Origin of the sequence: Streptomyces capillispiralis, from assembly GCF_007829875.1 — a bacterium.
GTDB classification, from domain to species: Bacteria; Actinomycetota; Actinomycetes; order Streptomycetales; family Streptomycetaceae; genus Streptomyces; species Streptomyces capillispiralis.
Genome location: NZ_VIWV01000001.1, coordinates 1593035 through 1609559, shown reverse-complemented (window position 1 = coordinate 1609559; position 16525 = coordinate 1593035). Strand labels below are relative to the sequence as shown.

Here is a 16525-nt window from a genome sequence, read left to right as displayed (position 1 = left end):
CTTTCGCGGCGGGTGTCGCCAGGTTCGGGCGGGAGGGACGGCCGCACCCGCGCTTTCTGGACAGCCCGGACGTCACTGACCGACAATCAGCAGCGTGACGTCGTCCTCCGAGTTCCACACGTACCCCGCGCGGATCTCCGACGCGGAGCGCGACAAGGCGCTGGACGTGCTGCGGGACGGTGCCGCCATGGGCCGCCTCTCCCACGACACCTTCGTGAGACGCATGGAACTCGCGCTCGTCGCCCGCCGCTCCGACGAACTCGCCGCGCTCACCGCCGACCTCCCCACCGAAAGCCGCCTGTCACGGCTGGTGTTCGGCGCCGTCGGGGCGGTCTCCGGGTTCACCGTGCGGCTGCGCCGGGCCTGGCAGGCCGAGAAGCTGCCCAAGCTGCTGCTGCCGCACCCGGCGGCCGGGCACCCGCTGCGCATAGGGCGCGATCCCGCCAGCGGACTGCGGCTCAGCCACGAGACGGTCTCCCGCGTGCACGCCGAACTCCGCCACCAGGGCGGCCTGTGGGTGCTGCGGGACCTCGGCTCCACCAACGGCACGACGGTGAACGGGCGCCGGGTGGTCGGCGCGGCCGTCGTCCGCGAGGGCGACCAGGTCGGGTTCGGGCAGATCACCTACCGCCTCGCGACGCGCTGACCGCGCCGGGACCGGCACCCGCCAAGTCCCCGCGCCGGAGACGGTGTTGACGTACCCCCGGCTGTCGTGACTGACTGTGCCTACTCCGTGCACTCCAAGTGAGACGACGGCACCACTTCGTGGAGGTGTGCCCTGCCGCCCCTCCAGCACTATCCGACCGCCGACGAACTGGGCGCGCGGGCCGCCGCCCTCGTCGCCGGGCACCCCCGGGCCGCCCGTCTGCGCCGCGTCGGCGTCTCCCGCGCGGGCACCCCGCTGTGGCTGCTCGGCATCGGCCACGGCAGCCGTCAGGTCCTCGTCGTCGCCGGACCGCACGCCAACGAGCCCGTGGGCGGCGCCACCGTCCTGCGGCTGGCCGAGCGCGCCCTGGCCGACCCCTGGCTCACCGAGGGCACCGACGCCACCTGGAACCTCCTGCTCTGCCTCGACCCCGACGGCCTGCGCCGCAACGAACGGTGGCTGGGCGGCCCGTACACCCTCGGTCACCACTACCGGAACTTCTTCCGGCCCGGCTTCCTCGAACAACCCGAATGGCTCCCCGACGGCGCCGCGGCCGCCGCGCTGCCCGAGACCCGCGCCCTGCTCGCCCTCCAGGACGAGCTGCGGCCCTTCCTGCAGTACTCGCTGCACGGGGTCGACGTCGGCGGCGGCTTCGTCGAACTCACCCGTGACCTGCCCGGCCTCGACCGGCGCGTCGCGGGCATCGCCGCCCGCCTCGGCGTCCCGCGCGAACTCGGCGCCTACGACGCCCTGTACTGGCCCGGTCTGGGACCCGCCGTCTACCGGATCCCGCCCCCGCACCGGGGCGACCTGGCCGCCGCCATCACCGAGGCCGCCGTCGAGTCGACGTGGTTCCACCCGCACCGGCACGGCACCCTCACCGCGGTCGTCGAGGCGCCCATGTGGGGCGTGGCGGGCGTGGCGGACGGCTCGCCCTCCACGCACCCGGAGGCGGAGCTGCGCGCCGTCAGCCGCACCCTGCGCCAGGACACCCTGCTGCTGCGCGGCCTGACGGACCGGATCCGGCCGCACCTGGCCGCCGTGCCCGACGCGGCGCGGCTGCTCGCCGCGGTCGGCGACTACCTCCTGGTGTGCCCCGGACTCGCCGACGCCTGGGACCCCGACAGCAAGAACGATTCTGCACATCCGTTGCCGCCCATGACCACCGCCCGCCTCACCGCCCTGCGCCTCGCCGGGCGGCGCCTGGCGCTGCGCACCGCCGGGCTGCTGCACCAGCTGGTGACGGGGGCCGGGCACGACGCGGCCGGGGCGCTGCCGGAGCTGGACCGGCTCATCGACGCCCGGTGCGCCGACTACCGGGACGTCAGCGGGGCGCGCTGGATCCCCGTCCCGCGCCAGGCCGAGTACCAGGCACGCGTCGTCCTCGCCGCGTTCGAACTGGCCGTGCGGCGGCCACCGGCCCCCTACCGTTCGGGTGAGCCGGGCTGGGGTCCGGGCACCGCCGTGCCGATGCACCGGGAATGACGCACACCCCACTGAAAGCGGTACGGGCGGGACTGCTCACCGCCCTCGTCCTGCTCGTCTGTGCGGCACCCGCGCGGGCGGACGCCGGACACCCCGCCCCCGACAGCCTGCTGCTGCTCACCGTCAGCCACGGGCAGCCGCCCTCCACCGCCGGAAGCGGAAGCCTGCTGCGGTGCGACCCGCCCCACGGCCACCGGCACGCCGAGCGGGCCTGCGCGGAACTGGCCGCGGCGGACGGGGACATCGCCGCCATCCCGGCGAAGGACGTCTTCTGCCCGATGGTCCACGCCCCGGTGACCGCCCACGCGCGCGGGACCTGGCGCGGCCGGCCCGTCGAGTACACCGAGACCTTCCCCAACACCTGCGTGATGGCCGCCCGCACGGGGTCGGTCTTCGCTCTCGACGGCGTCTAGGCACGGTCCGCGCACTCCCGCGGGCGGTGGGGTCAGCGGACGCGTTCGCGGGCGTGGCGGGCCGCCGCCACCACCGTCCGGGACTGGTGCTCGACCTGGTGCTCCACGGGCACCCAGCGGGCGTGGAACCGCGCGGCGAAGGCGTCGCTCCACAGCGCGACCAGGCGCTCCAGACGGGCCGCCGCCCGCGCGTCCGAGCCGAGCAGCGCCCGCCGCAGCATCGCCGCCGCCCTGAGCGGCACCCGGCGCGCGAACGCGTCCACGCTGCCCACGTACGCCCGGGTGCCGTCGGCGGGCGGCGTGCGGATCAGGTCGGCGGCCAGCCCCGGCACCAGCTCCAGCCCCCAGGTCGCCGCCCGCAGCAATGGGCCCTCGGCGTCCTCCTGCCGGAACCGCGCCTCCCGGAGCACCTGCCGCACCTCCTCCGCGTCCCGCAGCAGCCGGTCCGCGAGCCGGTGCAGCGCCGCGACCGGCGCCGGATGCGGTGCCGGGTCGTCGACCAGGTCGCTGGCCCACATCGGCACCTCGACCACCGCGGTCAGACCGCCGTACCGGTGGGCGTCGAACCAGGTGCTGTGCCGCGCGTCGTCGGTCAGGCTCGGATAGGCCGGCGCGGCCTCCGGCGCCGGCATCACATGTACCCCGGGGCCGGCCGCCGGCCAGCCGGCCGCGTCGGAGGCGCCGGTCTCCACCGGGATGCGCAGCTCGGCCGCGGACTTGGCGAACGGCTCGGCCAGCCCCGGCAGGTCACCCGTCAGCTGCACCCAGCTGCCGCCCAGTTCGGTGCCGTGCAGGGAGACCTGGAGATAGGGCCGCAGCTCGTCGATGACACCGGTCAGGGCGCGGGTCTCGGGCGGCAGCCGGTCGGGCGGCAGCACCGACGGCGCCCACTCCGGCTGCTCGTACCCGGCGGGACGGAAGAACCCCAGGTGGTAGTCGTACAGACTGCGCGGCGCCGGCGTCACATGGAGGCTCGCCCCGTCGGGGTCCGCGCACAGCAGGAAGTGCCAGGACGTGCCGTCGCGCAGGTCCCGCTCCCGCAGGGTCCGCCGGGCGAGCGCCAGCAGGGTGCCCCCGCCGGCCGGCTCGTTGGCGTGGGCGCCGGCGACCACCAGCACGGCGCGCCGGGCGTGCCCCACGGACAGCAGGTGCAGCGGCCGGCCCCCGCGGGAGACCCCCACCTGCCGCAGCGCGCACAGGCCGGGCCACCGGGCGGTCAGGGCGCGGGAGCAGGAGACCACTTCGGCCACCGTCGGATAGCTCACCTTCCGCAGCGGACTCACCCCCGTCACCGCCCGCACCGCACTGCGCAGTACCCCACGGCCCGGAGACGGTGTCAAGGGCCCGAAGGGGGCCGTACGCGGCCGGGGACCGGACGAGGCCCACCGGCTCCCGGGCCGGAGACGGGTGTCAGTCCGGGACGCGTTCCAGCAGGGCCACGGGCAGCCGGGCGAACAGGTCCGCCGCGTCCGCGTGTCCGGTGAACTCCCGGCCCGGTTCCAGTACGTCGGTCCAGCGCCCCGGCGGCAGGGGGAGCCGTGTCCCGCGCCAGCCCCCCGCCCGCGCGAGCCGCAGCGACAGCCGGGTCACGGCGGTGAGCACCTCGCCGGAACGCACGAACGCCGTGCAGTGGGCCGCGGCCGGCCCCTCGGCGGCCAGCGGTGCGTAGGAGGCCCGGTCGCCGAACACCTCGGGCCGCCGCGCCCGCAGCCCCAAAGCCGCCCGCGTCACCGTCTCCTTGACCCCCGACGCGCCACCCGGCGCCGCTTCCGACGCGCCACCCGGCGCCGCTTCCGACGCGCCACCCGGCGCCGCGTCGGTGGGTGGTCCCGGTGGGAAGGTCACCGGCCGGCGGTTGTCCGGGTCGACCAGCGCCCGGTACTCGTGCTCCGTGCCCTGGTAGACGTCCGGCACCCCCGGCATCGTCAGCTGCACCAGGGCCGTGCCCAGCACGTTCGCCCGGATGTGCGGCTCCAGCGAGGCGCGCAGCGCCGCCACCCGCTCGCCCGGTGCCCCGCACGGCCCCGCCGCCACGAACCGCGCCACCGCCTCCTCGTACGGCGGCTCCTGCTCCGTCCAGCTCGTGTAGAGCCCCGCCTCGCGGACGTGCTTCAGCAGCGCCCCCCGCACCCGCTCCTCCTCGGCCGGCCCCAGCCCGAACACCGTCTGCCAGGCCGCCCACGCCACCTGCGCGTCCGGTACGCCCTCGCCGGTGCGGGTCACCTCCGCCAGGACGTCCGCCCAGCGTTCCGGGCACTCGGTGAGCACGTGCAGCGCCGCGCGGACGTCGGCGCTGCGTTTGGTGTCGTGCGTGGAGACGACCGTCCCGGTCGCCGGCCAGTCGCGCTGCACGCGCGCGCAGTACGCGTGGAACCGCTCCGGGGACACCGCCGGGCTGCCGGGGTCGCCGCCCACCTCGTTCGCCGACAGCAGCGGCACATAGCGGTAGTACGCCGTGTCCTCCACGGACTTGGCCCGCAGCGCCGACGCGGTCTGCGCGAACCGCGTACGGAACTCCACGTGCTCCGGCCCGTCGCCGTACCGCCCGAGCACCAGGTCCCGTACGACGTCCACCGCCCCGGCCTCCTCGGGGACGGCGAAGGCGAGCCGGGCCTCGGCGGCGGCCTCCTCGGTGACCACACCGGCCGCGTCGACCGAGGCGTAGGGGCGGTAGACCTCCAGCCGCACCAGCAGTTCCTGGAGGGCGGTGCGCAGCGCCCAGGGCGCGCGGTCGCGCAGCGCGGGCTCCGGCGAGGCGGCGCACAGCCGGTCCGCCACCCGGGTGAGCCGGTCGACCTCGGTGGCCAGCTCGTGGGTGAGCACCTTGTACGCGGCCCGCCGCACCGTGGCGTCCCAGTCGCCGCCCCGGTCGGTCTGCGGGGCCGCGAACCGCCGGTACTGGCCGAGCAGCTCCCCGAACCCGGCCGGGTCGGTGAACAGGCCGTCCACGTGCCGCAGGGCGTCGTAGCCGGTGGTGCCCGCCACCGGCCAGGAGGCGGGCAGCGGCTCCCCGTCGGAGAGGATCTTCTCCACCACCGTCCAGCGGCCGCCCGTCGCCTCGTGCAGCCGCCGCAGATAGCCGTCGGGGTCGGCCAGCCCGTCGGGGTGGTCGACCCGCAGCCCGTCGACCACGCCCTCGTGCAGCAGCCGCAGGATCGTCGCGTGCGTGGCCTCGAACACCTCGGGGTCCTCCACCCGCACCCCGATCAGCTCGGAGATGCTGAAGAACCGCCGGTAGTTCAGCTCGGTCCGGGCCAGGCGCCACCACACGGGGCGGTACCACTGCGCGTCCAGCAGCTGGGGCAGCGGCAGTCCCGCGGTGCCCTCGCGCAAGGGGAAGGCGTGGTCGTAGTAGCGCAGCACGTCCCCGTCGGTCTTCAGCAGGCCGGTCTGCGTGCCGAGCGGCCCGCCCAGCACCGGCAGCAGCACCTGGCCGCCCTGCGCCTCCCAGTCGATGTCGAACCACCGCGCGTAGCGCGAGGAGGGCCCGTCGCGCAGCACCTCCCACAGGGCGCGGTTGTGGCGGGGGGACATCGCCATGTGGTTCGGGACGATGTCCACGACCAGGCCGAGGCCGTGCCGCCGCGCGGTGCGCGCCAGCTCCCGCAGCCCCTCCTCGCCGCCCAGCTCCTCGCGCACACGGGAGTGGTCCACGACGTCGTAGCCGTGCATCGAGCCGGGCACGGCCTCCAGGACGGGGGACAGATGCAGATGGGACACGCCGAGCGAGGCCACGTACGGCACGGCGTCCGCCGCCGCCCGGAACGGGAATCCGGGCTGCAGCTGCAGCCGGTACGTGGCCGTGGGCACCGCCGGGTCAGGACGCTCAGGGGTCATGGGAACCTACGTACCCGCCCGGCCGCCTTTCGTGTCATCGCTCGCCCCACCGGGCCACCCGTCGCCCGGACGGGTGGCTCCGGGGCGGGCGGGTCACGCCGGCCGCCGCAGCACCGTCATGCTGCGGTCGATCAGGGTCAGCCGGGCGCCGGCCGTCACCTTAGGGCCGGTGCCCGGCGGGACGCCGTCCGTGCGGGCGGTGTCGACCACCACCTGCCACTGCCGGCCGTGGTCCACCGGGACGACGAAGTCCAGCGGCTTGGGGGAGGCGTTGAACATCAGCAGGAACGAGTCGTCGGTGATGCGCTCGCCGCGCTGCCCGGGCTCGGAGATCGCGTTGCCGTTGAGGAACACCGTCAGCGCCGACGCCCGCGCGGAGTCCCAGTCCCGCTGGGTCATCTCCGCGCCCTCGGGGGTGAACCAGGCGATGTCGGAGAGGTCGTCGTGGGTGCCCTCGACCGGCCGGCCGTGGAAGAAGCGGCGGCGGCGGAAGACGGGGTGGTCCTTGCGCAGCCACACCATGGCGCGGGTGAACTCCAGCAGCCGGCGGCGGACGTCCTCCTCGTCGTCCCCGTCCCGCCCGGGCGCGGGCCAGTCCAGCCAGGCCAGCTCGTTGTCCTGGCAGTAGGCGTTGTTGTTGCCGCGCTGGGTGCGGGCCACCTCGTCGCCGTGGCTGATCATCGGCACGCCCTGGGAGAGCATCAGCGTGGCGATGAAGTTGCGCATCTGCCGGGCCCGCAGCCGCAGCACCTCCGGGTCGTCGCTCTCGCCCTCGGTGCCGCAGTTCCAGGACCGGTTGTGGCTCTCGCCGTCCCGGTTGTCCTCGCCGTTGGCCTCGTTGTGCTTGTCGTTGTACGACACCAGGTCGTGCAGCGTGAAGCCGTCGTGGCAGGTGACGAAGTTGATCGAGGCCAGCGGGCGCCGCCCGTCGTCCTGGTACAGGTCCGAGGAGCCGGTCAGCCGGGAGGCGAACTCGGCGAGCGCGCGCGGTTCGCCCCGCCACAGGTCCCGCACGGTGTCGCGGTACTTGCCGTTCCACTCGGTCCACAGCGGCGGGAAGTTGCCCACCTGGTAGCCGCCCTCGCCGACGTCCCACGGCTCGGCGATCAGCTTCACCTGGGAGACGACCGGGTCCTGCTGGACCAGGTCGAAGAACGACGAGAGCCGGTCCACCTCGTGGAACTGCCGCGCGAGGGTCGCCGCGAGGTCGAAGCGGAACCCGTCGACGTGCATCTCGGTGACCCAGTACCGCAGCGAGTCCATGATCATCTGCAGGACGTGCGGGGACCGCATGAGCAGCGAGTTCCCGGTCCCGGTGGTGTCCATGTAGTAGCGGCGGTCGTCGGTCAGCCGGTAGTACGACGGGTTGTCGATGCCCTTGAAGGACAGCGTGGGGCCCAGGTGGTTGCCCTCGGCGGTGTGGTTGTAGACCACGTCGAGGATCACCTCGATCCCCGCCTCGTGCAGCGCCTTGACCGCCGACTTGAACTCCAGCACCTGCTGGCCGCGGTCGCCCCAGGACGCGTAGGCGTTGTGCGGGGCGAAGAAGCCGATGGTGTTGTAGCCCCAGTAGTTGTTCAGGCCCATGTCGACCAGGCGGTGGTCGTTGACGAACTGGTGCACCGGCATCAGCTCCAGCGCCGTCACCCCCAGCTCGGTCAGGTGCTCGATCACCGCCGGGTGCGCCAGGCCCGCGTAGGTGCCGCGCAGCTCCTCCGGCAGCCCCGGGTGGCGCATGGTGAGGCCCTTGACGTGGGCCTCGTAGATCACCGTGTGGTGGTACTCCGTCCGGGGGCGCCGGTCGTCGCCCCAGTCGAAATAGGGGTTGACCACGACCGACGTCATCGTGTGGGGCGCCGAGTCCAGGTCGTTGCGCCGTTCGGGCGCGTCGAAGTGGTAGCCGTACACCTCCTCGCCCCAGTCGACCGCCCCGCTGATCGCACGCGCGTACGGGTCGAGCAGCAGCTTCGCCGAATTGCAGCGCAGCCCCCGCCCGGGGTCGTACGGACCGTGCACACGGAAGCCGTAGCGCTGCCCGGGCATCACCCCGGGCACGTACGCGTGCCGCACGAACGCGTCGCTCTCGCGCAGCTCGATCGCGGTCTCGGAGCCGTCGTCGTGCAGCAGACACAGCTCTACTCGGTCCGCGGCCTCCGTGAAGACCGCGAAGTTCGTTCCGGCGCCGTCGTACGTGGCACCGAGCGGATACGCCTCGCCAGGCCAGACCTGCATGGACACGACTCTTTCAGGTGTACGGCGCCGGTGGGGGCGCCTGGGCTCCGAGTCTTGACGAGTCTCCCCGAAAGGGCGGGAAGCATCCCTCACCCCTGCCCCGTCCTTCCCGATCCGTGCCTGCCCCGGCCGACGGGACCGGGAAGGGGCGTGCGGGACGCCGCCCCCCGGCGCGCCGGCCGGGCGGGCGACCCCGGTGGCCGGAGGCGAGGAGGGGGCGTCCCGGTGTTCGGCCGCGACGCCCGACGGCGGCGCCGGGACCCGGCCGGGGCCGGTCGTGCCGGCCGATTTCCGTCCCGCGGTGGGGCGTTGTGTCCGGCCGTCGCGGGGCCGGCGCTATGAATCGGCTCACTCCCGGTGCGGTCCCGCGGCGGAACGGTCGCGTGGATGGCGGAAGTTGGGAAACGACCCTGTCCATCGGGCTGCACCGCGCACCGCTTGCGGAGTAGTCTCCTTGATCGTCGGGACGGGAGTGCTCGGGGGAGCGGAAGGCGGTGCGCGGGTGGGCTCGGGAGGGCTGGAACTGCCCCCTGGTGACGAGGGTCACGAGGGGAGTGGTTCCACGGACGTCCCGCCCGGTGCGGTGTCCCTGGCACGGCCGATGGACGCGGGCTCGATCGGGCCGGAGCTGGACTGGGGCGCCGACGCCTGGCGCGAGGTGCGCACCCGCGCCCAGCGGGCCGGCCGCGCCTACATCTGGCTGAACCTGGTCGAGCAGCGGCTGCGCGCGGTCGTGGCCGCCGTGCTGCGTCCCGTGTACGAGCCCGTGCACGGCGACGACTGGGTGGTGGCCGCCGCGGGCCCCGCCGGGCAGGAATGGGTGCAGCGCGCGGTCGCGGTGCGCGAGGTCAGCCGCCGCAAGGGCTATCTGCTCGACCCGGCCGACGACAACGTGCTGTCGTTCCTCACCCTGCCGCAGCTGCGCGAGCTGATGGTGCAGCACTGGCCGTGCTTCGAGCCGTACTTCGACGACCGCCGGGACGTCGAGCTGGCCCTGGACGAGCTGGAGGTCACCCGGAACGTCGTCTCCCGCAACCGCGCGCTGTCCGAGGCGGTCCTCAGCCAGGCCGAACGGGCCTCCGCGCGGCTGCTGGAGATGCTCGGCGCCGGCGGCGACGTGCCGTCCGCGCGCCGGCTGCCCGTGGACGCGGTCGAGGACCTGGTCGGCGACCGGTACGCCGACGTCGTCGCCGTCCACCCGGACCGGGTGCGGCTGCTGCGGCAGTTCCCGGCCGAGGACATCTTCGGCGGGGCCCGCCGGCTCGACGCCCTCGGCATCGGCCTCAACCTGCTGGTGCAGAACTTCTCCGGGCGTCGGCTGGTGCGGCTCGCGGAGTCCGGCTGCCGGGTGCGGCTGCTGTTCCTGAACCCGGCCTCCAGCGCGGTCAAGCGCCGTGAGCGCGAACTCGGCCTCAAGCGCGGCGAGCTCGCCCGCGCCGTCGAGATGAACATCCTGCACATGCGCCGGGTGCGGTCCCGGCTGCGCGACCCGGGCGCCTTCGAGATCCAGGTGTACGACGAGACGCCCCGCTGCACGGCCTACCTGGTGGACGGCGACGGGTCGGACGGCATCGCGGTCGTGCAGAACCATCTGCGCCGCTCCCGGGGGATGGAGGCCCCGGTGCTGGTCCTGCGCAACGGGACCAAAGTGGTCAAGCCGGGCGAAGTCGACGAGGGCGGGCTGTTCCCCACCTACCGCGAGGAGTTCGAGCTGATGTGGACGGATTCGCGCCCGGTGTCGTGAACGCCCCCGGCTGGGACGGCCTGTGGTGACCTGCTCCGGCCGGTAAGCGGAACGCGATCCCCCGATTGTCAGTGGTGCGTGCGAGGGTGGAGACCACTGGGGGAACGCACCACACAGAAGGGGGGCAGCCATGGGCTGGCACCGGGAGCTGCTGATCGGCTTCGACCTGGAGACGACGGGTACCGACCCGCGCGAGGCACGGATCGTCACGGCAGCCGTGATCGAGGTCAGGGCGGGGGAGCCGGTGGGCCGCCGGGAATGGCTGGCCGACCCGGGCGTGCCGATCCCCGAGGACGCGGTGGCCGTCCACGGCATCAGCAGCGAGCGGGCGGCCGCCGAGGGCCGCCCCGCCGACCGGGTCGCCGACGCCGTCGCCGACGTCCTCACGGGCTACTGGAAGACGGGCGTCCCGGTCGTCGCCTACAACGCCGCCTTCGATCTGACCCTGCTCTCCGCCGAGCTGCGGCGCCACGGACTGCCGTCCCTGAGCGACCGCCTGGGCGGCGGCGACCCGGCGCCGGTCATCGACCCGTACACCATCGACCGGTCCGTCGACCGCTACCGCCGCGGCAAGCGCAACCTGGAGGCGGTCTGCGCGGAGTACGGCGTCGTCCTCGACGCCGCCCACGACGCGACCGCCGACGCCCTGGCCGCGGCCCGGCTGGCCTGCGCGATAGCCGTCCGCCACCCCAAGGTCGCGGCCCTCGGCCCGGCGGAGCTGCACCGCCGTCAGATCGAGTGGTACGCGCGGTGGGCGGCGGACTTCCAGGACTTCCTGCGCCGCAAGGGCGACGCCACGGCGATGGTCGACGGCACCTGGCCGCTGCGGGAGCCGGCCGGCGAGCCCGTGTGACAGCCGCGCGCACGCGGCCCCGGGCGCCCGGCCGGGCGGGAGCGCCCCGCCCCGGCCCACGGGACCGCAGGCGCCCCCGTGCCGCTCAGAAGGGGTACCAGCGCACGGACTCGTCCCCGTCCCGCAGGGACGCCACCCGCCGTGCGAACTCGGCCAGCGCCTTGGGGTTGCCCGGCGCGTGCTGGGCGACCCAGGCGCAGCTGGCCGTCTCCCGCGCCCCGCGCAGCACCGAGCAGCCCTCCCACTCGCGTACGTCCCAGCCGTAGGTCCCGGTGAACGAGGCGTACGCCTCGTCCGGCAGCCCGTAGCGGTCGTGGGAGAGGGCCATGACCACCAGGTCGTGCTCGCGCAGATCGGCCGAGAAGGTCTCCAGGTCGACCAGGACCGGCCCGTCCGGCCCGATGTGCACATTGCGGGGCAGCGCGTCCCCGTGGATGGGGCCGGGCGGCAGACGGGGCGTCAGCGCCGCGGCGGCCGACGCGAAACCGTCCCGCCGCGCGCGCAGGTACGCGGCGTCCGCCGGGTCGATCGCATCGCCCGCGAGCCGCAGCCAGCGTTCCACACCGCCCAGCAGCTCGCGGGGCGGCAGCGCGAAGGGGGGAGCGGGCAGTGCGTGGACCAGCCGCAGCAGCGCGGCCAGATCCCGGGGCCCGGCGGGCCGCACCGGTTCCGGCAGCCGGTGCCACACGGTCACCGGGTGCCCCTCGACCAGCGCCGCCGTCGGCTCGGCCGGCCGCACCGCCGGCACGCCCTCCGCCGCCAGCCACCCCGCGACGGCCAGCTCCCGGCGGGCGCGGTCCAGCAGTTCGGCGTCGCGGCCCACCTTGACGACCAGGTCACCGGCGGCGAACACCGCGTTCTCGCCGAGGGCGAGCAGCCGCGCGTCCCGTCCCGCACCGGGCAGCACCCCGGCCGCCGCCAGGACGTCCCGCGCCCGCGCCTCGTCCATGTCCGTCCGCCTCCGTGTCCGTCCGCATCCGATCGTGCCGCCTGCCGGCGGGCCGCTCGCCCCGCCGCCGCACGGCCGGCCCCTCGGCCCCTGCCGCGCGGACACCGCCGCGATCCGGCCATCCCGGCGCCAGTGTCCCATTCGCACAGGTCGCGCGTGTGCGCGGTGCCTTGACGAGGCGGACCGCCTTCACGACCATGACCTGGCCCGACCGAGCCGCGCAAAGGGGCTGATTCCGTGACATCGGTGACCGAGGTGAGGAAACCCGCGCCCCGCGCGCCCGACCCGGGCCGCCCCCCGCGGCGCGTCGTCGACCACGGCCCGTGGTTCCTGGTGCTGCCCGCGCTGATCCCGATCCTCGTCCTCAGCGTGGGCCCGCTGCTCTACGGCATCCTGCTGGCCTTCACCGACGCCCAGTCGGGCCGGACCGAGCCCACCCGGTGGATCGGCACCCTCAACTTCCAGGACCTGCTGCACGACACCCTGTTCTGGGAGTCGTTCCGCATCGGACTGGTGTGGGCGGTCGGGGTGACGGTGCCGCAGTTCCTGCTCGCCCTCGGCCTCGCCCTCCTGCTCCACCAGGACCTGAGACTGCGCTGGGCGGCCCGCGCCCTGGCGATCGTCCCCTGGGCGATGCCCGAGGTGGTCGTCGGCATCATGTGGCGGATCGTCTACAACCCGGACGCGGGCGTCCTCAACGAGACGCTGCGCGACCTCGGCCTCGGCGGCGACCGCGACTGGCTCAGCGGCCTGGCGACCGCCCTGCCCGCGGTGATCGTCGTGGGCGTGTGGGCCGGCATGCCCCAGACGACCGTGGCACTGCTCGCCGGGCTCCAGAACACCCCGCGCGAGCTGCACGAGGCGGCGGCGGTGGACGGCGCCGGCGCCTGGCGCCGCTTCCGCACGGTCACCTGGCCCGCCCTGCGCCCCGTCGCCCTCGCCATCACCGCGCTCAACCTGATCTGGAACTTCAACTCCTTCGCCCTGGTCTACGTGCTGACCCAGGGCGGGCCCGGCGGACGCACCCGGCTGCCCATGCTCTTCGCCTACGAAGAGGCCTTCCGCTACGGTCAGTTCGGCTACGCGGCGGCGATGGGCTGTGTCATGGTCGCCGCGGTCTCGATCCTGCTGGCCGTCTTCCTCGCCGGCCGGCTCCGGGGAGGTGACGAGGCATGAGGACCAGCACCGCGGCCCGCGCCGGCCAGTACGCCGCACTCCTCGCCTACCTCGTCTTCCTGGCGTTCCCGTTCCTCTGGCTGCTCTCGACCGCGCTCAAGCCACCGGCCGAGCTGGCCGGTCTGCACCCGACCTGGATCCCCCGCGACCCCACCCTCGCCAACTTCCGCCAGGCCTTCGACGAACAGCCGCTGCTGCGGGCCGCCCTCAACTCCCTGCTCGCCGCGCTCTCGGCGGCCGTCGTCGCCGTCGTCGTCGCCACACCGATGGCGTACGTCATGGCCCGCCGGCGCACCGCGCTCACCCGGGCCGCGACCGGCTGGGTGGTGGTCAGCCAGGCGTTCCCGTTCGTGCTGCTGATCATCCCGCTGTTCCTGGTGCTGAAGAACCTGCGGCTGATCGACTCCGTGCCCGGCCTGGTGATGGTCTACGTGGTCTGGGCGCTGCCCTTCGCCCTGTGGATGCTCGTGGGATACGTCCGCGCCGTGCCGGCCGAGCTGGAGGAGGCGGCGGCCGTCGACGGGGCCGGGCGGCTGCGTACCCTGGTGTCGGTGACCGCGCCGCTGCTCGCGCCGGGGATCGTGGCGACCGCGCTGTTCGCCTTCGTCACCGCGTGGAACGAGTTCTTCTTCGCCCTCGTCCTGCTCAAGACACCGGAGAAACAGACCCTGCCGGTCGTCCTCACCCACTTCATCGGGGCCGAGGGAGTCGCCGACCTCGGCCCGCTGGCGGCCGCCGCGTTCCTCGCGACGCTGCCCTCCCTGGTCGTCTTCGCGGTCATCCAGCGGCGGATCACGAGCGGCATGCTCGCCGGGGCGGTGAAGAGCTGATGCGGACCAGGATCCTCGTGACGCTGCTCGCCGTCACCCTGCTCCTGGCGGGCTGCTCCTCCGGCGGCACCCGGGACGACGGGCGGATCACCCTGCGCTTCCAGTCCCTCGCCTGGCAGCAGGAGTCCGTCGAGGCCACCAGGGAACTGGTCGACGAGTGGAACGCCGCCCACCCGGACGTCCGGGTGGAGTACGTCCAGGGCAGCTGGGACAGCGTCCACGACCAGCTCCTCACGTCCTTCGAGGGCGGCGAGGCCCCCGACATCATCCACGACGCCTCCGACGACCTCGCCGACTTCGCCTACGGCGGCCACCTCGCCGATCTCACCGACCTGCTGCCCGAGCGGCTGAAGGCCGACATCCCGCCCAGCGGCTGGGAGACCGTCACCTTCAAGGACGGCATCCACGGCGTGCCCTTCCTCCAGGAACCGCGCGTGCTCATCGCCAACGCCACCCGGCTGAGGGAGTCCGGCGTCCGCGTCCCCACCCCCGAGGACCCCTGGAGCTGGGGCGAGTTCCGCCGGGTCACCGAGCGGCTGAGCGGCGAGGGGACGTACGGCGTCGCATGGCCGCTCAAGGAGCCCGTGTCCGCCACGCTCAACCTGTCCCTCTCGGCCGGCGGCCGGCTCTTCCACCGGGGCGCCGACGGCAAGGTGACGGTGCGCTTCGAGGAGGGCGACGAGGTCGTCCCGCGCACCGTCCACGCGCAGGTGAACACCGACCGCAGCGCCTCGCCCACCACGCTCGGCAGCGGCGGCTCCGACACCCTGCCCGGCTTCTTCGCCGGGAAGTACGCGATGGTGCCGCTCGGCTTCTCCTACCGCCAGCAGATCGTCCAGCAGGCGCCGGAGGGCTTCGACTGGCAGGTGCTGCCCGCCCCGGCCGGGGCCGGCGGACTCACCCAGGGCGTCAGCCCGCAGACGCTGTCCGTCGCCGAGGACTGCCCGCACAAGGAGGAGGCCGTGGCCTTCCTGGACTTCCTCCTCCGGCCGGAGAACACGGTCCGGCTCGCCCTCGGGGACTGGATGCTGCCCACCGGCCGGCAGGCCCTCGCCCACCCCGCCCTGCACACCGCCGACCACGGCTGGGCCGTCGGCACGGCCCTCGCGGACCACCTGCGCCCCGCCCCCGCCCAGACCGTGCGGGGCTACCCCGAGTGGAAGGACAAGGTGGCGACCCCGGCGCTGCAGGAGTACTACAGCGGCGCGATCGGACTCGACGAGCTGCGGGAGCGGCTGGAGGAGGACGGCAACCTGGTCCTGGCCCGCTACCAGCGCTGACCGCGCCGGAAAACCCGTTGCACCCGCTCACGCACGCCCTCTAGCGTGCGGTGCGTGGCAGCGTTCAATGCGATCATCAACTCCGGTCCCGGCCGGGGCTGCACGCACTCCATCCGGATGCGTCGTGGCCCCGGAGCCCTGACCGGCCCGGGGAGCACCGCCCGCTGATCCGGCGCGACCGCCGTTCGCACGCCTCCCCCTTCCTTCCTCCGTCTTCCGGTCAGGGCACTCGTCTGCCCTTTTTCCCCTTCACGGAAGACAAGGACCGCAGGCCATGGCCCGCCCCTCCGCCACCTCGCGCGCGCTCTCGCAGAACTTCCTCGCCGACCGCGCGACCGCCGAACGTTTCGCCCGCCTCGCCGTCCCGCACGGCGGACCCGTCCCGCTGTTGCTCGAAGTCGGCGCGGGCAAGGGCGCGTTGACCGACACCCTGGCGCCGCTCTGCCGGCGGCTGCACGCCTACGAGATCGACCCGCGGCTCGTGCGCGAGCTGCGCGGCCGCTTCTCCGGCACCCCCCACGTCCGCGTCGTCGGCGCCGACTTCCTCGCCGCGCGCCCGCCCCGCACGCCGTTCTCCCTCGCAGGGAACGTGCCGTTCTCCCGGACCGCGGCCGTCGTCGACTGGTGCCTGCGGGCACCCCGACTCACCGACGCCACCCTCCTCACCCAGCTCGAGTACGCCCGCAAACGCACCGGCGACTACGGCGGCTGGACCCGGCTCACGGTGCTGACCTGGCCCCGCTACCAGTGGCGGCTGCTCGCACGGGTCGGCCGGCGCTCCTTCCGTCCCGTGCCGCGGGTCGACGCCGGTGTCGTGCGGATCGAGCGCCGCCCCGCCCCGCTGCTCGACGGCGCCGCGTACGACGGCTGGTGCCGGCTCGTCGAGCTGGGCTTCTCCGGGGTCGGCGGCTCACTGCACGCCTCCCTGCGCCGGGCGTTTCCGCGGCGGCGGGTGGACGCCGCGTTCCGGGCCGCGCGGCTGGACCCGGGGGTCCTGGTCGGCGCGGCGACACCGGAGCAGTGGCTGCTGCTGCACGAGGTGCTGGGCCGGTGATCGGAAACAAGTTGCACGAGACGTAT

General features: G+C 74.4%; 13 protein-coding genes. 9 read left to right on the top strand and 4 right to left on the bottom strand.

Going from position 1 to position 16525, the window contains the following annotated elements; all coding sequences use genetic code 11:
• Positions 1-94 precede the first annotated feature (94 nt).
• The 3 genes from FHX78_RS06490 (at position 95) to FHX78_RS06480 (ending at position 2544) form a co-directional block, all read left to right on the top strand.
• Positions 95-646, top strand: a complete 552-nt coding sequence (locus FHX78_RS06490) for a DUF1707 and FHA domain-containing protein (RefSeq protein WP_145866513.1) — start codon at positions 95-97, stop codon at positions 644-646.
• Between the two features lie 132 nt (positions 647-778).
• On the top strand, positions 779-2131 hold the full coding sequence (locus FHX78_RS06485; RefSeq protein ID WP_145866512.1) for a murein peptide amidase A: 1353 nt from the start codon (positions 779-781) through the stop codon (positions 2129-2131).
• A complete protein-coding gene (locus tag FHX78_RS06480) occupies positions 2128-2544 on the top strand; it encodes an SSI family serine proteinase inhibitor (protein WP_145866511.1) in 417 nt (138 codons plus the stop codon). Before FHX78_RS06485 ends, FHX78_RS06480 begins: the two co-directional genes overlap by 4 nt.
• A 32-nt stretch (positions 2545-2576) precedes the next feature.
• On the opposite strand, the gene FHX78_RS06475 is transcribed toward FHX78_RS06480, so the two are convergent.
• The 3 genes from FHX78_RS06475 to glgX form a co-directional block, all read right to left on the bottom strand.
• Positions 2577-3827 carry a M14 family zinc carboxypeptidase gene (locus tag FHX78_RS06475; protein ID WP_145866510.1) on the bottom strand — a complete coding sequence of 417 codons (1251 nt, stop codon included), beginning with the start codon at positions 3825-3827 and terminating at the stop codon, positions 2577-2579.
• A gap of 127 nt (positions 3828-3954) precedes the next feature.
• Positions 3955-6381: a malto-oligosyltrehalose synthase gene (gene treY / locus FHX78_RS06470; RefSeq protein ID WP_145866509.1), complete on the bottom strand. Its 2427-nt coding sequence runs from the start codon at positions 6379-6381 to the stop codon at positions 3955-3957.
• 93 nt (positions 6382-6474) lie between these two features.
• Positions 6475-8613 (bottom strand): glycogen debranching protein GlgX, encoded by a 2139-nt coding sequence (glgX, locus tag FHX78_RS06465; protein ID WP_145866508.1) that lies wholly within the window; start codon positions 8611-8613, stop codon positions 6475-6477.
• A 472-nt stretch (positions 8614-9085) separates the two neighbouring features.
• On the opposite strand from glgX, the gene FHX78_RS06460 reads away from it, so the two are divergent.
• Positions 9086-10357 carry an SAV2148 family HEPN domain-containing protein gene (locus FHX78_RS06460; RefSeq protein WP_189908597.1) on the top strand — a complete coding sequence of 424 codons (1272 nt, stop codon included), beginning with the start codon at positions 9086-9088 and terminating at the stop codon, positions 10355-10357.
• 130 nt (positions 10358-10487) lie between these two features.
• Positions 10488-11210 carry a 3'-5' exonuclease gene (locus FHX78_RS06455; protein ID WP_145866507.1) on the top strand — a complete coding sequence of 241 codons (723 nt, stop codon included), beginning with the start codon at positions 10488-10490 and terminating at the stop codon, positions 11208-11210.
• A gap of 85 nt (positions 11211-11295) precedes the next feature.
• On the opposite strand, the gene FHX78_RS06450 is transcribed toward FHX78_RS06455, so the two are convergent.
• Positions 11296-12159, bottom strand: a complete 864-nt coding sequence (locus tag FHX78_RS06450; protein ID WP_145866506.1) for a phosphotransferase enzyme family protein — start codon at positions 12157-12159, stop codon at positions 11296-11298.
• Positions 12160-12396: 237 nt separating this feature from the next.
• Here FHX78_RS06450 and FHX78_RS06445 point away from each other — a divergent pair, with 237 nt between their 5' ends.
• The 4 genes from FHX78_RS06445 (at position 12397) to erm (ending at position 16499) form a co-directional block, all read left to right on the top strand.
• Positions 12397-13335 carry a carbohydrate ABC transporter permease gene (locus tag FHX78_RS06445; RefSeq protein ID WP_145866505.1) on the top strand — a complete coding sequence of 313 codons (939 nt, stop codon included), beginning with the start codon at positions 12397-12399 and terminating at the stop codon, positions 13333-13335.
• Positions 13332-14165, top strand: a complete 834-nt coding sequence (locus FHX78_RS06440) for a carbohydrate ABC transporter permease (protein WP_145866504.1) — start codon at positions 13332-13334, stop codon at positions 14163-14165. Before FHX78_RS06445 ends, FHX78_RS06440 begins: the two co-directional genes overlap by 4 nt.
• Positions 14165-15445 carry an ABC transporter substrate-binding protein gene (locus FHX78_RS06435; protein WP_145866503.1) on the top strand — a complete coding sequence of 427 codons (1281 nt, stop codon included), beginning with the start codon at positions 14165-14167 and terminating at the stop codon, positions 15443-15445. The genes FHX78_RS06440 and FHX78_RS06435 overlap by 1 nt, the downstream gene beginning before the upstream one ends.
• 274 nt (positions 15446-15719) lie before the next feature.
• Entirely contained in the window at positions 15720-16499 is a 780-nt protein-coding gene (gene erm, locus FHX78_RS06430) for an ErmE/ErmH/ErmO/ErmR family 23S rRNA (adenine(2058)-N(6))-methyltransferase (RefSeq protein WP_145866502.1), read from the top strand.
• The last annotated feature ends 26 nt before the right edge of the window (positions 16500-16525 follow it).